This is a genomic window from Caulobacter sp. DWR3-1-2 (assembly GCF_049896225.1).
Classification (GTDB): domain Bacteria; phylum Pseudomonadota; class Alphaproteobacteria; order Caulobacterales; family Caulobacteraceae; genus Caulobacter.
Map to the genome: position 1 here is coordinate 212,837 of NZ_JAFCTW010000002.1, position 20,346 is coordinate 233,182.

A 20,346-nucleotide genomic window follows, 5' to 3' on the forward strand; every position below is an offset into this window, starting at 1 on the left:
CTACTTGAAGCGGTAGGTGATGCGGCCCTTGGTCAGGTCGTAGGGCGTCATTTCCACGAGCACCTTGTCGCCGGCCAGAACCCGGATGCGGTTCTTGCGCATCTTGCCGGCGGTGTGGGCGATGATCTCGTGATCGTTTTCCAGCGTGACGCGGAACGTCGCGTTCGGCAGCAATTCGCTGACCGTACCGGGAAACTCGAGTAGTTCTTCCTTAGCCATCAGGCCTCTCAAAACGGGTGACGCCATGCCGGCGAGGCCCCCGCGACCATTGAGTCGAGGAGCCGGTGACGGCTGCGAGGCGGGGGGTATAGCGCATTCACCCCCCGAACGTCGATGGCGCGCCGAAACGTTGTCGAATTGCGTTGGCCAGGGCGTCGCGAACCTCGCGGTACGAGGCCAGCATGGCCTCGCGAGAACCGTCCGCGAGGGTCGGATCGTGGGTCGGCCAATATTCGATGTCGGTGGCCCGGTCGCGGGCCAGCTCGACGGCCCGGTGCTGGGCCTCGGGAGTCAGGGAGATGACCACGTCGAAACTGTCGTCCTCCAGTTGGGCGAAGCTCTTGGGGCGGTGGGCGGTGACGTCGAGCCCCATCTCGTCCATGACCACCGCCACGAAGGGGTCGATCCCCTCCTCGGCGGGGTCGGGCTTGAGGCCGCACGAATCGACGAACGCTCTCGTTCCATAGAAGTGCTTGAACAGCGCCTCGGCCATCGGCGAGCGCACGCGGTTGAAATTGCAGGCGAAGAGCACCGCGCCCGGAAGCTCGCCCGACACGCCCTAGAGCCTCGCCCTGAAAAAAAGTGTCAGCCGCTCTGCACGCTTTTCATCCGTCTCCCCGGCGAAGGCCGGGGCCCACGTGAAACCCACGAGCCGCTCAGGATGAATCTGGGTCCCGGCCTTCGCCGGGAAAACGGTGGTGGGTAGGTTTGGAAAAGTTCTCATTGTGGGACCGCGCCCACTTTCACTGAGCACTCTAGCCTCGCCAGTGCAGGGCGCAGATCAGGGTGAACAGCCGCCGGGCGGTGTCGAGGTCGGTCTTGACCTTGCCTTCCAACCGCTCGCGCAGCAGGTTCGAGCCCTCGTTGTGCAGGCCGCGCCGGCCCATGTCCAAGGCCTCGATCTGCTGCGGCGTCGAATTGCGGATCGCCGAATAGTAGCTGTCGCAGATCATGAAATAGTCCTTGATCACCCCCCGGAAGGGCGACAGGGACAGCAGGTGGCGGCGCTCGTAGCCCCCCCTTTCGGTACGGGGGCCGGCGATGTCGAAGGCCAGGCGGTTCTCGATCAGCGACAGCTTCAGGTCATAGGGCCCGCCCTGCGCCTCGGCCGGCTCGAAATAGTTGCCGTCGAGCAAGTCAAAGATCGCCACCTGCCGCTCTTGCTCCTGGTCCCGCGACGCCGCCGCGAGGCTGTCCTCGTCGATGAGGATGGACTTCAGGGACTCGGTGGACTGGGCGTCGGACATCGAATGGAGACTTGTCCCTTACGGCTTGGAAGGCAACCGGTTGGACGAAAGCCGAACGGACGCCGAAAGCGCGTGGGCCGGCAAGCCCTCGGCCTTCGCCAAGGCCACGGTGTGCGGCCCCAGGATGCCGAATGACGCCGCGTCGCACTTGACGATCGAGGTGCGTTTCAGAAAGTCGTAGATCGACAGGCCCGACTGGAAGCGCGCCGCCCGGCTGGTGGGCAGCACGTGGTTGGAGCCGGCCACATAGTCGCCGATGGCTTCGGGCGTCAGCCGACCCAGGAAGATCGCCCCGGCGTGACGCACGCGGTCGGCCAGGCGTTCGGGCTCATCGATGGCGAACTCGACGTGCTCGGGGGCCAGCAGATCGACCAGCCGTGGGCTGTCGTCGAGCGGGCACAGGATGATCGCCCCGTGGTCGCGCCAGGACTCGGCGGCGTCGACGCCGGTGGTCAGGGTCTTGAGCAGGGCATCGACAGCGTCCGACACCGCCTGAGCGAAAGCTTCGTCGTCGGTGATCAGGATCGCCTGGGCGGCCGGGTCGTGCTCGGCTTGGCTGAGCAGGTCGGCGGCGATCCAGTCGGGATTGTTGTTGGCGTCGGCGACCACGACGATCTCGGACGGGCCAGCCAGGGCGTCGATGCCAACCACGCCATAGAGACGCCGCTTGGCGGCGGTGACATAGGCGTTGCCGGGGCCGACGATCTTGTCGACCGGCTGGATCGGTCCGGCGCCGTAGGCCAGGGCGGCGACGGCTTGGGCCCCGCCGATCCGCCAGATCTCGGTGACCCCGGCCTCCTTGGCGGCGGCCAGCACCGCCGGCTCCAGCTTGCCGGGCGGGGTGACCATGGCGATACGGTCCACCCCGGCCACCTGGGCGGGCACGGCGTTCATCAGCACGGTCGAGGGATAGGCCGCGCGGCCGCCGGGCACATAGACGCCCACAGCCTCCAGCGGCGTCCAGCGCCAGCCCAACTGCACGCCGGCCTCGTCGATCCAGCTCTGGTCGGTCGGGCGCTGGCGGGTGTGGAAGGCGCGGATGCGGGCGGCTGCAAAGGCGATGGCTTCGCGCACCTCGGCCGAAACGGCGGCGGCCCCGGCCTCGATCTCCTCGGGCGTGACCCGGATGGTGTGCTCGGTCAGCTCGACGCCATCGAAGCGGCTGGTGAAGCTGAGCACGGCCGCCAAGCCATCGGCCTGCACGGCCTCCAGCACGTTGCGGGCGGCCGCATCGACATTCTCGGGCGCGCCCCGACGCTCGTCGAGAAAGGCCTTGAAGGCGGCGGGAAAGGACGGGTCGGTGGAATTGAAGCGACGCATGCGGCCTAGATGCGGGTTTTTGGGGATGGTGCAAGGGGGGATCGCCCAGAGACACCCTCCGGCCGTCCGGACCACCCGCGCCCATCGCCTACGCACCGTCATCAGAGTGACGGGAATGGAGCGGCGTCTACCCCACCATTACCTTCCCGGCAAAGGCCGGGACCCATATTGAACCCAGGGCGCTCAACATCTTGAGCGCCAGAGAAGGGCGCGTCGTCCCCAAACGCTCAGGCTAAATCTGGGCCCCGGCCTTTGCCGGCTAGACGAGGTTAAACCGCAAACGCGCAGCCGCAGAAACGGACTGTTCGAGTGTCTGCGAAGGTGGATATCCGCCTTGAGCCCTAGTGAAATTTGGCGCGTAGAATCTTAGAAGTGCAGGGCTGTACTGTAAAAGTGGCCCGAAATACCGGATCGTTCGGTGGCGGCGGCAGCACATGATAAGTCGCTTGGACGCTTAGGTTGCCGTGGTTGTCCGGCTTACTATCAAACTCTATGTGTTCAAGTCCCTTGACCTCTGGACGGGCTTTCTCAATTTCCGCATACGCGGACCGACTCAGCTCGATTTCCTGGTCTTCCTGTGAAAGCACACAGGCTTGTGGAGCGACAGGACGGGTTGCACACCCTCCCACGAAGACAAGAGCGGCTGCGAACAGAATACGACTAGCAAGTCGCATGATCACTCATCCCTCTCGGCAAGTCCGCAACGCTTTATGCATCCTGGGGTTGGCGGCGCCCTTTTGCAATCGATCTGCCAAGATCCGTTCGGGTCCAGATCGCCTATCCCCATCCGATCAGGCGTTCGCCGGGATGACAGTCTTGGGCATGGTTACCCCATGCCCGCATAGGCCAGGGTCGCCAGTCCGGCCCCGAACATCAGGACCATGGCGACCAGCCCCATCCGGCCCCACTGGATGCAGGGGCCGGCATGCCGAAGCTCGGCGGCCTCGGGCTTGTTGATATCGCATTTGTTGAAGAACACTGGACGCGCACGGGCGCGCGTCGCGAACACGGCGTCAGCCATGGCGTTAACTCCCTAAGTTTCCCGCCCCTCTGACGGGAGCGCGAAAACAGGGTTAACACGAAAACTCGCCAAAAGCGCGAGTTTTCGTGTGCATTCCGCCTAAAGCGGCGCAGAAATGCGCGTTTTTGTCGTCGAAATGACGCCAAACGATCGAAAACGCGCGAATTTCTGAAACGACCTATTTGACGATGGTGTCCACCGTCTGCCGCGTGACGGCGTGATAGAGCGGCCGGGTCTTGGCGTAGAGCGCCTTGGCGATGGGCTGGCCCCAGTCGCCCTGGGCCATCAGGTCCTTGAACAGAGGCGCCACGAACTTGCGGCGGCCCTGCTCGGTGAGAAAGGTCTGCAGCGACGGCACGGCCGGGTCGTAGCGGTTGGCGACGGCCAGCTCCAGCCAGACAAAGCGGATCTCGCTGTTACCCTGGGCCGATAGACCGAAGGCCTTGTCCAGATCGGCCAGGCGTTCCTTCGACAAGGCGCGCGGCAGGCTGGTGATGAAGCGGGTGCGCTCGGGCGTGCTCCAGCCCTTCCATTTGTCGAGCGGCGCGGGGCCGCCGGTGGCGTAGGCGGCGGCCAGGGCGTCGACCGCCGGGAAGGCCGCCGACTTGATGTGCACGGCGTTGTCCGGCAGACCCACCTGATAGACCCACTGGTCGATGCCGATCGCGGCTTCCAGCTTGGGATCGCCCTTGATCAGGCTGGCGCGCAGGTCGGCGACGAAGCCGGCCGTGGTCTGCGACTGGAAGGCGTGGCGGGCGAAATAGTTCTTGAGATAGGCGTCCCATCGCGCGCGGCCGACGGCCTTTTCGATGGTCCGCAGGAAGGTCGCGCCCTTCTGGTAGGCGATGTCGGTCATGCCGTCGTCGGGATCGCGACCGGCCAGGTCGAGGTGCAGGCGGGTGTCGGCGCCGGTCAGGCCGCCGGCGTCCTTGATCGCGCCCTGCAGGTCGCTCCAGCCCAGGTCGGCCAGCATATTGGCGCGCTCCGGACCGTAGAGCTTCTCCATGATCCGGTTCTCGAAATAGTCGGTGAAGCCTTCGTTGAGCCAGAAGTCCGACCAAGTGGCGTTGTTCACCAGGTTGCCCGACCATGAATGGGCCAGTTCGTGGGCCACCAGGCTGACCAGCGAGCGGTCGCCGGCGATGATCGTGGGCGTGGCGAAGGTCAGGCGGGGGTTTTCCATGCCGCCGAACGGGAACGACGGCGGCAGCACCAGCAGGTCGTAGCGACCCCAGGCATAGGGGCCGTAGAGGCTCTCGGCCGCCTCGACCATCTTCTCGACATCGACCAGTTCGTAGGCGGTCTTCTTCATCACCGACGGCTCGGTATAGACGCCGGTGCGCTGGCCCAGCGGTGTGAAGGCGATGTCGCCGACCGCCAGGGCGATCAGGTAGGAGGCGACAGGTTTGTCCATCCGGAAGCGGTAGGCGCGGCCGCCGCCGGCGCCAAGTTTGCCGGCTAGGGGCTCACCGTTCGGAGTCAGCATCTGCGCGCTCATCACCGCCTTCAGGCCGGCCGGCGCCACGATGCGGGCGGTCCAGGTCTGGCGGACGCCTGGGCTGTCCTGGGTGGGAATCCAGGTGCGGTTGAGGATCGCCTCGCCCTGGCTGAACAGATAGGGCTTGGCCTTGCCCGCCGTCTGGGCCGGGGTCAGCCACTGCAATGCCGCGCCGCCGGGGGCGCTGTCGTAAGCGATGACGATGCGCTTGGCGCCGTTCAGTTGGACGGTCAGCGGCGCGCCGAGGATGGGGTCGGTCTTTCCCAGGGTGAAAGGCAAGGCCGCGCCCTTGGCGTCGGTGACGCCCTTGATCACCAGGCCCTTGCTGTCGAGCACGACTTCCTTCGCGCCTGGCGCGGCGGCGATGTCGAGGGCGGCCGTGCCGGTCATCTTCTGGTTGGCGAAGTCGGCGGTCAGGTCCAGGTCGATGTGGGTGACGCGGGCGACCAGGGGCTGTGCGTAGGAGTGGACGTCGCGCGCCTCGGGCGACTTAAGGACCGCCGGGATGGGCGGCTGAACGGCGGGCGTGGCGGCCATGACAGCGGTCGCGGCGGCGCCGGACAGGAGCAGCGCCAATAGGGCGGCGCGACTGGTGATGTTGATCGAGGGCATGATAGGGCGATTTCCGTGTTCGGAAGGGCGTTGGGATTGTTCTAGCCCACCGCCACGGCGGGTCTAAGGCCAATTGCTCAACTCCTCCCCCTCTGGGGCGGTGTCGGCGCAGCCGACGGTGGGGGGAGCAGGATGAAAAAAGATGCCACGCGTCGAGCACTGCCGGCCACTCCCCCCCTCCGGCCCTTCGGGCCTCCTCCCCCACAGGGGGGAGGAGCTTAGAGATAATCCAGCAAACTCGTCCCGCCCGTATTCACGCTGCCGTCGGGATTGAACAGCGAGGCCAGCTTGTCCGACAGGTTCTGGAGCGCGACCATCTTGTCATAGAGCGCCGGAGTCCAACCCGCCGCCTGCCGCTCCTCGTCGCTCATCGCCGTGTATTGAGTGATCAGGCTCTTGCCGAAGGCCGAGTTGTCGGAGCCCTTGGTGCTCTTGTAGCTGCCGGAGATGCTGTCGCGGTTGCGGGTCTTCACCTCGGCGGCGGCCTGGGCGACCTCGTGCTCAGAGAACTGGGCGCCCTTGTTCAGCGCCACGGCGGCCAGGGACCGGTTGTCGAACTTGGAGAAGTCGATCGTTCCGTCGTCGGGATCGGTCGCCATGCCGTCGCCCGTCGCAGCGGCATATTGCTTGTCGAGCACCGAGCGGACGTCGGAGGCGACCGCCTTGATGTCGCGGGTGCGGGGGCTGGCGACCACGCCGCCGGTGTCCTTCAGATAGGCCGCGACGGGGTCGCCGTCGATGCCGCTGGGGGCCACGACCGGCTTGTCGGTCGCCTGCTGGAGCCCCTCGGTGAGGGCGGCCTTGTCCTTGGCCCACTGTCCCATGGCCTTTTCCTCGGGCCCGGCGGCCTCGAGATTGGCCAGGGCCGCCTTGTAGAGCCCGGCATGGTCTCCGGTCACCCGCATGGCCGAGGCCGGGGCCGACAGCGACGCGTCCCGCGTGGCCTTCATCTGCAGGGTCGCCACCACCTGTTCCTCGATCGGGAACTTACCGCCCATGTTGCTGGCGATGGCGTAGAGGCTGCGGCGGTCCAGGCCCGCCAGGCTGATCATCGGCTTGCCGTCCTTCAGGGCGCTGGTCGCCTTGGCGTCTGACAGCAGCTGGTCGAGCGCGGTGCGGGCGAATACGACCACGGTGTCGATGGTGCGGCTGTCGGTCTGGGCGGCCAAGGCGGCCAGGGCTTCCGCCGAAAGGGTGACATTGACGCTGGAGCCGCTGGTCTTGGCTGCGGATGTGCTGGCGGTATCGGCGGCGGTTGCCTTAGTGGCTGTCGTCCCGGCAGCCGCCGCAGCGTAGGGATTGGTCGCGTAGCCGGTGGTGATGCTGCTGACCATGACGCCCTCGAACCGATCGCCGCGCAATCACGAATCACGGCGCTCCTGAACCCAAGTCAAAGGGCGCGATCATGGTTAAGGCTGCGTTCACCATGATCGCGCCGGGCCATCTCAATCCCGTGTGCTGACCTGGGCGATCGGCGCGATCGTGGTGAAGTTGGCGACGTCGGCCATGACCTCGCCGCCGCGCGGACCGGCCAGCGAGGCCTGCATCGCGGCGGCGTCCTCGAAGGCAAGGTGCGCCATGGCCACGAAGGGCGCGGGACCACCGTCGGGCGCCGAGACGCCGACGAACACCTGAACGTCCTTCAGACCGGTGGATCCGAAGGCGTCCTTCACCAGTGGGATGTGGGTGGCGTCATAATAGGCCTGGTCGAAGCTGGCGCCGGGCGTCGCCGGATAGAGCACGCTGAAGATGACCATGTCGGCTTCCTTGATGGCGGCGCTCGAGCATCGCGGGCCGCTCCCTGACGCGATTTAAGCACGCGCCTGGCCGGGCGCCATGCGGGGCGCGGCGCCAATTACGAGCTTAGCGCGCTGACCACAGACTGCCAGCGGCCGCTTGCAGATCTCCAGAGACGTTGCGCCGAGCCAGCGAGAGCCCTTCCAGCTCCACCTTGTCGGCGCGCAGAGTACGGTCGTGCAGGCTGTAGCCCAGTTGATAGACGGCGCGGTCGGTCTTGGTCTGGCCATCCTCGATGAACACCGTCAGCACGCCGACCGGCACGCGACCGGTCCTGGCCTTGCCGGCATGCTTGCGCAGGCCGTTCTCGATCCAGCCGGCCTCCAGGCGCGGATTGCCGGTGGTCTCGACGCTATCGCTGCGCAGCTCGGCGGGAAACCAGATCGTCTGGGTCTGGATCACCTGCTCGGAATTGACCGAGTTCAGACGCACCGTCTCGCCCTTGTCGGCCACCGCGCCGGTCATCACGAAGGTCAGCTTCCGAGCCTGGGCCTTGGCCTCGGCCCGCCGTTCGCTGACGGCGGCGACCCGGTCGCGCTCATCGCGTTCGCGTTCGCGGTGCGAGTCCCAGAAGCCCAGGCCGGCGATCACCAAGGCCCCCACGCCGACGATCTCGGCCAGGGTCAGCCAACGCAGCTGGATGCGCTTGCGGGAGGTCTCTTCGGTCAAGTCGGTCTCCGTCGAAACAAGCGCGAATCCATGGCATGTTCCCACTCTCTAGGGGAAGTTCGCTTGGGAGGCACGGGAGACTGGACCTGACCTGTCGGCTATCTTGGTGAGCAAACCTTCGTCAGATTGGCCAAAGCCGCCATGCGCACACTTGATTTCGAGGACTTCGTCAGCCCGGCGCCCCATCCGGGTGAGCATCTGCGCGAAGACTATCTGCCGGCTTTCAAACTGACGGCCGGCGCCTTGGCTCGCTCCATGGGCCTGAAGGACCGCACCCGGATCGAGCGGCTGATCCGCGAGAAGCAGCCCGTCACCGCCGATACGGCGCTGCGCCTGGGCAAGGTGTTCGGGACGTCGGCTCAGTTCTGGATCAACCTGCAGAACGCCCACGACCTGTCCAAGCCCGCGATCGAGACGCGCGATGCGTTGAAGGCGATCAAGCCGCTGGCGGCGGCTTAGCGAAACCGCGCAATGTAACTCAATCTTGTCATCCCGGGCGTAGCGAAGCGAAGACCCGGGACCGCCGGAAGCGCCCACGTTCACGCGTCGGTCCCGGATCTTCGCGCTTCGCGCTCGTCCGGGATGACAGCCGAGGGAGGCTGACCTCAGTCCGCGTGCCCCGGCTTCCGAGACGTCGCCCAAGGCTCGGACACATCCGCCAACACCACGTCCAGGCAGTCGACGGTGACGCGCAGATCGCCGCCGCCGGCGAAGGTCAACAGCACGCTGCCGCCGGGGGCCTCGGCGGGCTCGAAGGCCACGGAGAGCAGTTCGACGACCGCCGACTTGGCGTCGCGGCGCAGCTTGCGGGCCTGGACGCCGGTGACGTCGCCAAGCTGGAGGGCGGAACGCACGCGCTCACCCTTCTTGGCGCTCGATTCCCAGCGAAAGCGGTTGCAGGCCAGGGTCAGCGTCCGCGCCGAAGCGTCCCAGCGGATGTCGCCGATCTTGGCGATGGCGTCCTGCAGGGCGGCGGAGATCACCGCCAGGTCGTCGGCGTCCTGGGCCAGCAGGCGTAACGGCGTAGCGGCGTCACTCATGGTCGTCGCCCTCGGCATCGCCCGTGATGCGGCGCACCTGAGCCCCGCAGGCGCCCAGCTTTTCTTCCAGCCGCTCGAAGCCGCGGTCCAGGTGATAGATGCGGCTGACCGTGGTCTCGCCGCGCGCCACAAGGCCGGCGATCACCAGGCTGACCGAGGCGCGCAGGTCGGTGGCCATGACCTCGGCGCCTTCCAGCTGGGCCACGCCGCGCACCCGGGCCTCGCCCCCGGCCACCGAGATGTCGGCCCCCAGGCGCATCAGTTCGGGGGCGTGCATGAAGCGGTTCTCGAAGATGGTCTCGCGGATCCGGCTCTCGCCCTTGGCCGTGGTCATCAGGGCCATGAACTGGGCCTGCAGGTCGGTGGCGAAGCCCGGATAGGGCTGGGTTTCCAGGTCGACGGCTTCCAGGCGGTGGCCGTTGCGCTTGATGATCACCCCGTCCTCGGTGCGAACGACGCCGCAGCCGGCCTCTTCCAGCTTGACCAGCAGGCTGTCGATCAGTTCGGGGCGAGCGCGAGTCAGCTGAACCTCGCCGCCGGCCATGGCCGCCGCCACGGCATAGGTGCCCATCTCGATGCGATCGGGGATCACCGAGTGCGTCGCGCCGTGCAGCTTGGCGACGCCGGTGATGGTGATGGTCGGGGTCCCCCCGCCCTCCACCTTGGCGCCCATGGCGTTGAGGCAGATCTGCAGGTCCAGCAGTTCGGGCTCGCAGGCGGCGTTCCTGATGGTGGTGACGCCGTCGGCCAGCACGGCGGCCAGCATGGCGTGCTCGGTGGCGCCCACCGAGACGAACGGGAAGGTGATCTCGGCGCCCTTCAGGCCGCGCGGGGCCTGGGCATAGACATAGCCTTCATGCAGGTCGATCTTGGCGCCCAGGGCCTCAAGCGCCTGCAGGTGCAGGTCGACGGGACGCGCGCCGATGGTGCAACCGCCGGGCAGGCTGACCTTGGCCTGGCCGGTGCGGGCGATCAGCGGGCCCAGCACATTGAACGAGGCGCGCATCTGCCGGACCAGCTCATAGGGCGCGAAACCGCTGGTAATCTCGGGCGCGTGCAGCACCGTCTCCGAACCATCAGGCCCTTCGCGCTCTTCGACCTGGGCGCCCAGGCGGGTCAGCAGCTTGCCCAGGAACCTGGTGTCGGCCAGGCGCGGCATGTTGGTCAGGCGCAGCGGCTCGGACGTGAGCAGGCTGGCCGCCATCAGCTTGATGGCCGAGTTCTTGGCGCCGCTGACCGGGATGATCCCGTTCAGCTGCGCGCCGCCGATGATGGCGATACGATCCAATGAAAGTCCCTCATCGCGCGGCTATTCGAGGGGGAGCGCCGCGCGGTCATCTGTGAAGAAGAGGTTCTAGCGGTTGCAAAGCCCCGCGCAAGGGGCGGCGCCGATTCCTCACCGTTCCCCCTCAGTCGGACGGCTCGCCGGTCTGTTCAAGAGCTGGTTCCGGCTTGGCGGCCGGCGCGGGGGCGACCTTCCTGCGGCGAAGATTGGTCCGTAGCGCCTGAGCCAGCCGCGCCTCGCGCGCCGCCTTTTCCCCAATGGGCTTGGTGTGAGGCTTGGGGTTGTGGCTCATGTTTCCACAGGTGAAAGCGCCGCGACGATTGGTCAACACGATTTTGGCTTTGCCAACCGCGTTTGGTTCGCTATACGCCGCTCCTCTTCGCCGCGGTAGCTCAGTGGTAGAGCGCATCCTTGGTAAGGCTGAGGTCCTGGGTTCGAGTCCCAGTCGTGGCACCATCGGGGTCCAGACCTCTCAGGTCTGGACCCCGACCACACCAGATCCCTACAGATCCTCAACAGATCGCCAGCCGCTAGTTGAACCGGCGCTTCTTCAGCAGGGCGCTGCGATCGGCCGAGCGGATCTCGACCTCGAAGACGTCCTGCTCGCGCAGGATGCGCAGAGGGATCACGGCGCCCGGCGGGCCTTGCGCCCAGAGCTGCGTGTAGAATTCGGCCAGGTCGTCGACCGGCTCGCCCGCCACCGCCAGAATGAGATCGCCCGCCCGCAGCTCGGCGCGCGAGGCCGGACCGCCGGGAACGACGCCCACCAGCACGACATGCGCGCCAGACTCCTGGGCCAGCACACCCAGCCACGGACGCGGCGGATGGCCCGGCTTGCCCCGCGCCAGATCGTCGAGGATCGGCGGCAGCAATTCGGCCGGCACGAACATGTTCATGGGCCGGGGCGCGCCGCTGGACGTGCGGCCTTCCAGGCTCAAAGAGCCGAGCCCCACCAGCTTTCCGGCGGCGTCGATCAGGGCCGCGCCACTCCAGTGCGGGTGGGCCGGCTCGGTCATGATGGCGTCGTCGAGCAGATATTCCCAATAGCCCGCGAACGGCATGCGGGCGAGCACGCGTCCCGCTGCGGCATGGGCGCGTCCGCCGGCCCCGGCCACCACGACGGCGCTGCCGGCCTTCAGCCCCTGCGACGAGCCGAGCGGCAGCACCGGCAGGTCGAGCGGCTCCAGCGCCTGGACGAGGCCCAGTCCCGTCTGGTTGTCGAGACCCAGGACGTGGGCCGCGACGCGCCGGCCGTCGTTGAGCGTAAGGGTGACAGTCTCGGCCTCGGTGATCAGATAGGCCATGGTCAGCACCAGGCCGCTGGGTCCAACCACCACGCCATTGCCCAGGCGCTCCGTGCCCAGAATGCCGGCGGTGAAGGCGTCGGCCGGCACGCGCGCCTCCAGCGCCACGACGGCGGACAGCGCGCTATCCAGGTCGAACGCATGGCCGTCGGCGGTGGGACGCAGCCGGGCCTCGACCTCGTAACCTTGGAATGGTGAGCTCAACTCGATCTCCTTTAGGACTCCAGATCTGGGATCGACCGGCGCGCGCGACAAGGGATACCGCCAGGCGACGGCACGTTTGCCTCAAACAGAACGCGAGACGTTCCGCGCGGCGTTGGCTCCGCCCGCGCCTGTGCTAAGGACCAGCATCCTCACGCGGGCCCCTGGCCCGCCAGCCTGCGAATCGCATGTCCGATCCTTCCGACGAGCCCAAGATCGCCCCGCGAGCCGTCTCGCCCGAGGGCGCCACGCCGAAGCCGAAACGCGTGCGCAAACCCACGGCCGCGCCCGCGCCGGTGACCGCAGCCGAGCCGGCTCCGGAGACCATCAAGGCCGCCCCCGCCAAGCCCAGGCGCCTCCGCAAGCCAAGGCCCGTCGCCGCGCCCATCTCCGCGGTCGAACCGGAGACGCTGGACACCGTCCAACTCGCGCCGGCGGTTGTTGAACCTGAGCCGGCGCCCGCTGACCCGGAAACCGCCGAAGCGCCGCAAGCCTCCGTCACTTCCGATACCGCCCCGGCGCCGGTCCCCAGCAAGCCGGCGCTGTGGCGGCGCCGCGCCTGGCAGGTCGGAGCTGGCGCCGTCGTGCTGCTGGTGATCTCGGTGATCGCCTCGCTGCTGTGGTCCCTGCCCCTGGGCCGCGCCCTCGAGCCGCTGGCCAACCCGACCCTGATCCTGGAAGCCACCGACGGCACGGCCATCGCCCGGCGCGGGTCCTACAAGGAAGCCCCCGTGGTGGTCGCCAATCTGCCGGCCTATGTGCCCGGGGCCTTTGTCTCGATCGAGGACCGGCGCTTCTACAAGCACATAGGCGTCGATCCCAAGGGCATCGCCCGCGCCATGCGCTCCAACGCCAAGGCGGGCGGCGTGTCCGAAGGCGGCTCGACCATCACCCAGCAGCTGGCCAAGAACGCCTTCCTGTCCAACCAGCGCAGCCTGCGCCGCAAGGCCCAGGAGGTGCTGATCGCGCTCTATCTGGAAGCCCGGTTATCTAAGAATGAGATCCTGTCGCGCTACCTGTCGTCGATCTATTTCGGCGACGGCGCCTTTGGCCTGCGCGCCGCGGCCCGGCACTATTTCGACAAGACACCCGAGACCCTGTCGGTCGGCGAGGCGGCGATGCTGGCCGGCATGGTCAAGGCCCCCTCGCGCCTGGCCCCGACCGAGAATTTCGACGGCGCCAAGGCCCGGATGCGCGTGGTGCTGGTCGCCATGGTCGACACCGGGACCATCACCCCCGCCCAGGCCGCCCAGGCCGTCCGCGACATCCATGTGGACGGCGGCCGCCGCAAGCTGCCTACGGGCTCCTACTTCGCCGACTGGGTGTTCCCCCAGGCCAAGGCGGTGTTCGAAAACACCTATGGCGAGACCGTGGTGCGCACCACCCTGGACCGCGACCTGCAGGCCAAGGCCGAGAAGGTGCTGCGCTCCGCGCTGGACCGCGACGGCAAGGGGCTGAACGTCAGCCAAGGGGCGATCGTCGCCATGCGCACCGACGGCCGGGTGGTCGCCATGGTCGGCGGCCGCGACTACAAGGCCAGCCAGTTCAACCGCGCCGACGGCGATCGTCCGCCCGGCTCGGCCTTCAAGCTGTTCGTCTACCTGACCGCCCTGCGCCAGGGCATGACCCCGACCAGCCCGATCCTCGACGCGCCTGTCATCGTCAGCGGCTGGACGCCCAAGAACCACGAGAGCAAGTACGCCGGCCGCGAGGTGCCGCTAATCACCGCCTTCGCCGCGTCTTCCAACGTCGCCGCAGTGCGTCTGGCCAAGCAGGTTGGTCGAGACAGCATCGTCCGCACCGCCCGCGACCTCGGCGTCACCGACCCGATCCCCGACGACCTGACCCTGGCCCTGGGCACCGGCCCGATGAGCCTGGTGCGGCTGACGGCGGCCTATGCGGCCATCGCGGCCGGCGAGACGCCGGTGGTTCCGCACGGTCTGGCCGACTGGCGCAAGCCGGCCAAGGTTCATCCCCTGACCAAGGCCGAGCTGGTTGGTATGCGTGACCTGCTGCGCTCGGCCACCCAGCGCGGCACCGGCATCGAGGCGGCGATCCCCGGCGCGTTCGGCAAGACCGGCACCAGCCAGAGCTATCGCGACGCCCTGTTCGTCGGCTATGTCGGCGACCTGGTGATCGGCGTTTGGGTCGGCAATGACGACAACAGCCCGATGAACGGCGTGGTCGGCGGCGGCATGCCGGCCAAGATCTGGAAGGAACTCGCCAGCTACGCCGTGGGGCGCGGCGTTCGCGCGGCGCCGGTGATCGACGAAAGCCTGGTGCCACTCAATCCCGAGGACCCGACCCTGGAGATCGCGCCCGAGGTTACGCTCGACCCGGCCGTCCCTGGCGAGCCCGCGCCCGCCGATCCTGCCAGCCCCGCCGCGCCGGCCGACCCCTCGCCTCCGATCGCGCCCGTTCCGGTCGCCCCGGCCGCGCCTCCGCCGAGCGAAAACCGCTAGACTGACCCAAGGGCGCCGGCGCTCAGGTCGGTTCAATGCCGTTTTAGGCAACCGTTCTGGGAGGAACGCCGCTATGCCCGAGGCCCTGATCATCGACGCCTGCCGGACGCCGCGCGGCATCGGCAAGGTTGGCAAGGGAGCGTTGGCCGACCACCATCCCCAGCACCTGGCCGCCACTGTGCTGAAGGCCCTGGCCGAGCGGAACGCGCTGAACACCGCTGAGGTCGATGACATCATCTGGGGCACGAGCACCCAGCGCGGCAAGCAGGGCGGCGACATGGGCCGGATGGCCGCTCTGGACGCCGGCTACGACGTGCGGGCCAGCGGCATGACCCTGGACCGGTTCTGCGGCTCGGGCATCACCACGGTGAACCTGGCTGCGGCCTCGATCATGTCGGGCATGGAAGACCTGGTGATCGCCGGCGGCACGGAAATGATGTCCTACACCGCCGCCACTGCGGATCGGACCTCGGTGGGCCTGCTGGACTCCGGCAATCTGCGCCTGCGGGCCCGCCATCCCCAGACCCACCAGGGGGTCTGCGCCGACGCCATCGCCACCCTGGAAGGCATCGACCGCCGGGCGCTGGACGAGTTGGCCCTGCTGAGTCAGCAGCGCGCCGACCACGCGATCCGCCACGGCCATTTCGACAAGTCGCTGGTGCCGGTCTATCGCGACGACGGCTCGGTGGCCCTGGACCGCGAGGAGTTCCCTCGCCCCGAGACAACGATCGAGGGCCTGTCATCGCTGAAGGCCTCGTTCGAGATGATGGCCGGCGTGCCGATCGACGAGGCGGGGACCACCCTGGGCGGGCTGATCCACCAGGTCTATCCGGACCTCAAGATCAACCATGTGCACCACGCCGGCAATTCCTCGGGTGTGGTCGATGGCGCGGCGGCGGTGCTGCTGGCCTCGCCGTCCTATGCCGCCGCCCACGGCCTGAAGCCGCGCGGCCGCGTGATCGCCATGGCCAATATCGGCGACAGCCCGACCCTGATGCTCAACGCCCCGGTTCCCGCCGCCCGCAAGGTGCTGGCCAAGGCCGGACTGACGGTTGACGACATCGACCTGTGGGAGATCAACGAGGCCTTCGCCGTGGTGGCCGAGAAGTTTATCCGCGACCTGCGGCTCGACCGCGACAAGGTCAATGTCAATGGCGGGGCGATGGCGCTGGGCCATCCGATCGGCGCGACCGGGTCGATCCTGATCGGCACGATGCTGGACGAGTTGGAGCGGCGGGGCCTGAAGCGCGGCCTGGTGACGATGTGCGCGGCGGGCGGCATGGCCCCGGCGATCATCATCGAGCGGGTATAGCGCATGGGGACAGGCGCATACGCCTGTCCCCTGCCGGACCAGTCATCGCGCGTAGTAAGCCTCGACCAGCTTGCGATGGACCGGCAGGTGCTTCAGCGCCTCGGTCGAGGCCGCCGCCACCTTTTCGAAGGTCTGCCGCGCCAGCACGCCATCGGGATACCGCCCGTCGACCGGCGAGAAATCGGTCGCGGCGTTCATGCCGTAGAGGATGAACTGGTAGCTGGCCGGCAGGAAGGTCTCCAGATCGACGACGAAGTCGAAGCGCGACACCGGCCGGTGCGCCCACTGGGCCAGCATGTCGCGCAGACCTTGAGGCCACGAGGCCGGGTCGGCGTTGTCGCGCCAATAGGGCTCTTCGCGCTTGGACAGACAGTAGTGCAGCTTGAGGAAGGCGACGATCCGCTCGAAGCGGCCACTCATGGCGCTGCTGAAGTTGCGCGCCGCGCCTTCCATCGCCGCCCTGCCCTTCAGCGGGAAGGTGTCGGCGATCATCATCGCGGCGGCCTCGATCAGCATGCTGCCGGTGGACTCCAGCGGCTCGAAGAAGCCCGCCGACAGGCCCACGGCCACGCAGTTGCCGACCCACTGGGTCTCGCGATAGCCGGTCTGGAACTTCAGCAACCGCACCGGCAGAAGGTCGGCCTCTTTGCCGACATAGGCCCGAAGCACCTCTTCGGCCCGCGCCTCGTCGCTGTGCCGGCTGGAGAACACGTAGCCGACGCCCCGGCGGTTCTCCAGGCCGATGTCCCAGGTCCAACCCGCCTCGTGAGCGGTGGCCAGGGTGTAGGGCGCGATCGGCGCGTCCGGCGTGGCGTAGGGGACCTGCACGGCCAGGGCGCGATCGTTGAACAGCACATCGTCGCAGCGCTTGAACGGCACGCCCAGGGCCTCGCCGATCAGCAGGGCGCGGAAGCCCGAACAGTCGATGAACAGGTCGCCCTCGATGACGCCCAGTCCGCCGGCCGTGACCGAGGCGATGTCGCCGGTCTCGCCGTCGCGTTGCACCGTCTCGACCTTGCCGGTCAGGTGGACGACGCCCAGGTCCTTGGCCACGCCGCGCAGGAAGTCGGCGAAGCGGGCGGCGTCGAAATGGTAGGCATAGTTCATCGGCCCCTGGAAGTCGGGGTCCTCCAGCCGCTTGGGGCCTAGGCCATGGGCGACGACCTGGCTCTGGTTGGTCACCGCGTCAGCGAATGGGACGGTCGATCCCGCCTGGCGGTCCAGCAGCCAATAGGGCGACAGATCACGCCCGCCCGGTTGGACCGGCACGTTGAACGGGTGAAAGTATTCGGAAGCCTTGCCGTCCGATGAACGCCGTTCCCAGTCGCGGAACAGTACCCCCTGCTTGAAGGTGGCCGAGCTCTCTCGCAGGAACCGCGCCTCGCTGACCCCCAGCGTGGCGAGCGTCGCGCGGATGGTGGGAAACGTGCCCTCGCCCACGCCGATGATGCCGATGTCCGGCGACTCGACCAGGGTGATGCTGGCGCCGCCTGGACGGTTCGCGCCCAGCGCCTTGGCCAGGAAGGCGGCCGTCAGCCAGCCCGCCGTGCCGCCGCCGACGATGACGATGCGGTTGCCTGCCATGAGCGGATGATCCCTCAAAGATTGCTCAGGGAGGGACTGGACCCCGAGTCGGGAAAACAAAGAAAAGCCCGGGCGGCGTCAGGGGAATAGCCGCCACCCGGGAGAGCGTCAGTCTGGGAGGTGGAACGCTCAAGAAACTTCGATGGACCGGCCCACCGCCGGAGGCGGAGGGCCGGTCCCATGCGAGCCTAGAGCATTTCCCGACCTGACTGCGTCAGGCCGTGAGCTCTAATCTTCTGTTTTGACGCATTTTTCTTCACGCGAACCGGAACCACTTCGCTCGAAAAATGCCCTAGAACTTCGCGCGGACGCGGAAGCCCCAGGTGCGCGGGGGTTGATAAACCGACAGCCATACCGGGGTGGACGGCCCCCCGAAGGCGCCGGCCCCGGACTTGATGTTCTTGTCCTCAATGTTCTGGACAAAGCCTTCGAGCGACCACGGATCTTCTGGCGGCTCGTAGCGCACCACCAGGTCGGAGCGCGTATAGCCCTTCTGCTGGTCGGCGGCGCCCTGATTGAAGTAGGACAGCCAGCTCTTGCTTTCGATGTGGGTGCTCAGGCGCGGGGTGATCCGCCCGCCGTTGCTCAGCTCGAACACATGCTCGTACGAGACCGTGCCCGAGAAGCGCGGCGCGTGGGCAAGTTCGTTGCCCTTCACATTGACCAGCTTGGTGGGGTCGTTGTTGGCATAGAGGCGGGCGTCGATGCTCTGCAGGTCGTCCATCTCGGTCTTTTGGAGCGAGGCGGAAAACTGCAGGCGGTCGACGGCGGTCAGGTTGGCGGTTAGTTCGGCTTCGAAGCCGTACGCCGTCGCGCCCTTGGCGTTTTGGGTCACCAGTTGCGAGGACTTCACTGAGCCGTCCGGGTTGCGGGTCGTGACCGCCTGGTTGACCTGATAGCCTTTGAAGTCCGCGTAGTAGGCTGCGAGATTCAGCGTGGCTCGGCCGTCCAGGAAGCGGATCTTCGAACCCACTTCGTAGTTGGTCAGGGTTTCCGGGTTGGTCAGCTTGCCGCCGTCCTGGATGTTGCCCGACTTGAAGCCGGTGCCGACCGAGGCATAGACCAGCACGTCGTCGGTCAGATCGGCGTCGGCGCGGGCCAGCCAGGTCAGCTTGCTCCAGCTGCCCTTCACATCGTTGGGCGAGATCGCGTAGCCCGGCAGCAGCGTCAGCAGCTGGGCGGCGGTCAGGCTGCGGCCGACGGCGAAGATGCCGTGGCCATAGGTCCCGTAGGTGCACGAGAAGCTGCCGGCCGGATCGGGGCAGCCGTCGAACATCACGTTGCGGCCGCCGACGTCCTGCTTGGTGTCCTTGGTGTAGCGAAGGCCGCCGGTAAGGCGAATGCGGTCGGTGGCGTGCCAGACGGCCTGGGTGAAGGCGGCCTTGGACTCGATGGTGCGGGCGGCCTGGATGAAGCTGCCGGCCCAGGCGAAGGTGCCGCCGCGATAGCCGTTGCGCTGGTCGATGTCGAAGCGGATCGAGTTGTCTTCGTGGCTGTAATAGCCGCCCAGGATCCAGTCGACGGCCCGATCGTCGCCGGTCGACTTCAACTGGACTTCGTGGCTGTAGGCGTCGTTGCGCGACCAGACGGTGCGGTTCTCGTTGAAGGCGCCGCCCGGAGTGGTGGCGCTGGTCGGCGGCAAGGCGCCGGCGTCGGCGTCGCTGTTGGCGCCGCCACCCACCCGTTGCCAGCCGGTGATGTAGGTCAGGCCGATGTCGTCGGTGACCGCATAGTCCAGCTGGCTACGGATGCCGTAGGAATAGCGATCGCTCTCGGCGGCGGTGTCACTGAGCGTCGACCACTTCTTCTGGCCGGCGCGCGGGGTCTGCATCAGGCCGATGACCGGCGCGCCGGTATCCTGATAGCCCTCGACATTGACGTTCCAGGTCAGCTTTTCGGTGGCCTTCCACAGGGCGCTGACGCGCAGCGAGCGCTGGTCCTGGGCGTAGTACTTCTTGCCGGTGGTGACGAAGGCGGCGGGGTTGATGCCGTTGCCGGCCGGGGGCTGCTGGTAGTCGGCATAGCCGTCGTGGCGCTCGGTGATGCCGGCGATGCGGATGGCGAAGGTGTCCGACAGCGGCATGTTGACCGAGAAGCGGGCGCCCAGGCGGTTGTACGAACCGGCCACCAGTTCGGCGCTGCCGTAATAGTCGTCCGTCGTCGGCCTGGCCGTGCGTAGGCTGATGGCGCCGACCGTGGCGTTGCGGCCAAACAGCGTGCCTTGCGGGCCGCGCAGCACCTCGACGGCGTCCATGTCGTACATCAGCACCGCAGCGCCCTGGGCGCGCGGCGAATAGATGCCGTCCACATAGATGGCGACCTCGGGGTCGGCAACTTCGGTGTAGGCGTTATCGTTGCCGATGCCGCGCATGGTCACCAGGATCGCGCCCTGGTCGCCTTGCTGGTTGATGGCCATGCTGGGCACGAACTTGGCCAGATCGGTGACATCCTCTACCTGCTGGCGGTCGAGCGAGCCTTGGCCAAACGCCGTAATGGCGATCGGGGTGTCCTGCAGGTTGGTCTCACGCTTGGTGGCGGTGACCGTGATTTCCTCGATTTGGATGTTGTCTGCCGGGGCCTGAGCGGTCTGGGCCTGCACGGCGGTGGCGGCGATCAAGGCCGTTACGGCCGAGGTCCCGGCCAAGAGCGTATTGCGGAGTTTCATTCTTCATCCCTCCCTGTGTGCGATCCTTTTTGGTCGCGACTTGCATGCCGTGAATAGCTACAGTAGGACAACGTTGTCAATCACACTTATATTCAGTGTTTAGTTCAAAC

At 67.3% G+C, this 20,346-nt stretch carries 18 protein-coding genes and 1 tRNA gene; 4 read left to right on the top strand and 15 right to left on the bottom strand.

Annotated elements, in window-relative coordinates; genetic code table 11:
- From infA to ACP696_RS03380, 9 genes are all read right to left on the bottom strand, one after another.
- Positions 1-219 carry a translation initiation factor IF-1 gene (gene infA / locus ACP696_RS03340; protein ID WP_008261544.1) on the bottom strand — a complete coding sequence of 73 codons (219 nt, stop codon included), beginning with the start codon at positions 217-219 and terminating at the stop codon, positions 1-3.
- Positions 220-316: 97 nt separating this feature from the next.
- On the bottom strand, positions 317-775 hold the full coding sequence (locus tag ACP696_RS03345; RefSeq protein ID WP_426012873.1) for a low molecular weight phosphatase family protein: 459 nt from the start codon (positions 773-775) through the stop codon (positions 317-319).
- Between the two features lie 199 nt (positions 776-974).
- Positions 975-1,466 (bottom strand): UPF0262 family protein, encoded by a 492-nt coding sequence (locus tag ACP696_RS03350; protein WP_426012875.1) that lies wholly within the window; start codon positions 1,464-1,466, stop codon positions 975-977.
- Positions 1,467-1,484: 18 nt separating this feature from the next.
- The gene (gene hisD / locus ACP696_RS03355) at positions 1,485-2,786 is read right to left on the bottom strand and encodes a histidinol dehydrogenase (RefSeq protein ID WP_426012876.1); all 1,302 of its coding nucleotides are present in this window, start codon (positions 2,784-2,786) and stop codon (positions 1,485-1,487) included.
- Positions 2,787-3,612: 826 nt separating this feature from the next.
- Complete coding sequence (locus tag ACP696_RS03360; RefSeq protein ID WP_426012878.1) at positions 3,613-3,807, bottom strand: hypothetical protein; 195 nt, start codon at positions 3,805-3,807, stop codon at positions 3,613-3,615.
- Between the two features lie 178 nt (positions 3,808-3,985).
- Positions 3,986-5,917, bottom strand: a complete 1,932-nt coding sequence (locus tag ACP696_RS03365) for a M1 family metallopeptidase (protein WP_426012880.1) — start codon at positions 5,915-5,917, stop codon at positions 3,986-3,988.
- A 218-nt stretch (positions 5,918-6,135) separates the two neighbouring features.
- A complete protein-coding gene (locus ACP696_RS03370) occupies positions 6,136-7,251 on the bottom strand; it encodes a hypothetical protein (protein ID WP_426043506.1) in 1,116 nt (371 codons plus the stop codon).
- A 111-nt stretch (positions 7,252-7,362) separates the two neighbouring features.
- On the bottom strand, positions 7,363-7,674 hold the full coding sequence (locus tag ACP696_RS03375; RefSeq protein WP_426043460.1) for an EthD family reductase: 312 nt from the start codon (positions 7,672-7,674) through the stop codon (positions 7,363-7,365).
- Between the two features lie 106 nt (positions 7,675-7,780).
- On the bottom strand, positions 7,781-8,383 hold the full coding sequence (locus ACP696_RS03380) for a hypothetical protein (protein WP_426012883.1): 603 nt from the start codon (positions 8,381-8,383) through the stop codon (positions 7,781-7,783).
- 141 nt (positions 8,384-8,524) lie between these two features.
- Between ACP696_RS03380 and ACP696_RS03385 the strand changes: the two genes are divergently transcribed.
- Positions 8,525-8,842 (top strand): HigA family addiction module antitoxin, encoded by a 318-nt coding sequence (locus tag ACP696_RS03385; RefSeq protein WP_426012885.1) that lies wholly within the window; start codon positions 8,525-8,527, stop codon positions 8,840-8,842.
- A gap of 146 nt (positions 8,843-8,988) precedes the next feature.
- On the opposite strand, the gene ACP696_RS03390 is transcribed toward ACP696_RS03385, so the two are convergent.
- From ACP696_RS03390 to ACP696_RS03400, 3 genes are all read right to left on the bottom strand, one after another.
- The gene (locus ACP696_RS03390) at positions 8,989-9,423 is read right to left on the bottom strand and encodes a DUF2948 family protein (RefSeq protein WP_426012887.1); all 435 of its coding nucleotides are present in this window, start codon (positions 9,421-9,423) and stop codon (positions 8,989-8,991) included.
- Entirely contained in the window at positions 9,416-10,711 is a 1,296-nt protein-coding gene (gene murA / locus ACP696_RS03395) for a UDP-N-acetylglucosamine 1-carboxyvinyltransferase (protein ID WP_426012888.1), read from the bottom strand. Before murA ends, ACP696_RS03390 begins: the two co-directional genes overlap by 8 nt.
- 121 nt (positions 10,712-10,832) lie before the next feature.
- Positions 10,833-11,000 carry a hypothetical protein gene (locus ACP696_RS03400; protein ID WP_426012890.1) on the bottom strand — a complete coding sequence of 56 codons (168 nt, stop codon included), beginning with the start codon at positions 10,998-11,000 and terminating at the stop codon, positions 10,833-10,835.
- An 89-nt stretch (positions 11,001-11,089) separates the two neighbouring features.
- Here ACP696_RS03400 and ACP696_RS03405 point away from each other — a divergent pair.
- A tRNA-Thr gene (locus ACP696_RS03405) sits at positions 11,090-11,164 on the top strand.
- 74 nt (positions 11,165-11,238) lie between these two features.
- On the opposite strand, the gene ACP696_RS03410 is transcribed toward ACP696_RS03405, so the two are convergent.
- Positions 11,239-12,216, bottom strand: coding sequence for a S1C family serine protease (locus ACP696_RS03410; protein WP_426032373.1), 978 nt, complete (start codon positions 12,214-12,216; stop codon positions 11,239-11,241).
- A 185-nt stretch (positions 12,217-12,401) separates the two neighbouring features.
- Between ACP696_RS03410 and ACP696_RS03415 the strand changes: the two genes are divergently transcribed.
- Positions 12,402-14,675 (top strand): transglycosylase domain-containing protein, encoded by a 2,274-nt coding sequence (locus ACP696_RS03415; protein WP_426043461.1) that lies wholly within the window; start codon positions 12,402-12,404, stop codon positions 14,673-14,675.
- Between the two features lie 73 nt (positions 14,676-14,748).
- Positions 14,749-15,987 (top strand): acetyl-CoA C-acetyltransferase, encoded by a 1,239-nt coding sequence (locus ACP696_RS03420; protein ID WP_426012896.1) that lies wholly within the window; start codon positions 14,749-14,751, stop codon positions 15,985-15,987.
- Between the two features lie 42 nt (positions 15,988-16,029).
- Here ACP696_RS03420 and ACP696_RS03425 read toward each other — a convergent pair whose 3' ends face one another.
- Both ACP696_RS03425 and ACP696_RS03430 read right to left on the bottom strand, forming a co-directional pair.
- Entirely contained in the window at positions 16,030-17,571 is a 1,542-nt protein-coding gene (locus tag ACP696_RS03425) for a tryptophan halogenase family protein (protein ID WP_426012898.1), read from the bottom strand.
- Between the two features lie 292 nt (positions 17,572-17,863).
- Complete coding sequence (locus ACP696_RS03430) at positions 17,864-20,236, bottom strand: TonB-dependent receptor (protein ID WP_426012900.1); 2,373 nt, start codon at positions 20,234-20,236, stop codon at positions 17,864-17,866.
- Positions 20,237-20,346: the final 110 nt, after the last annotated feature.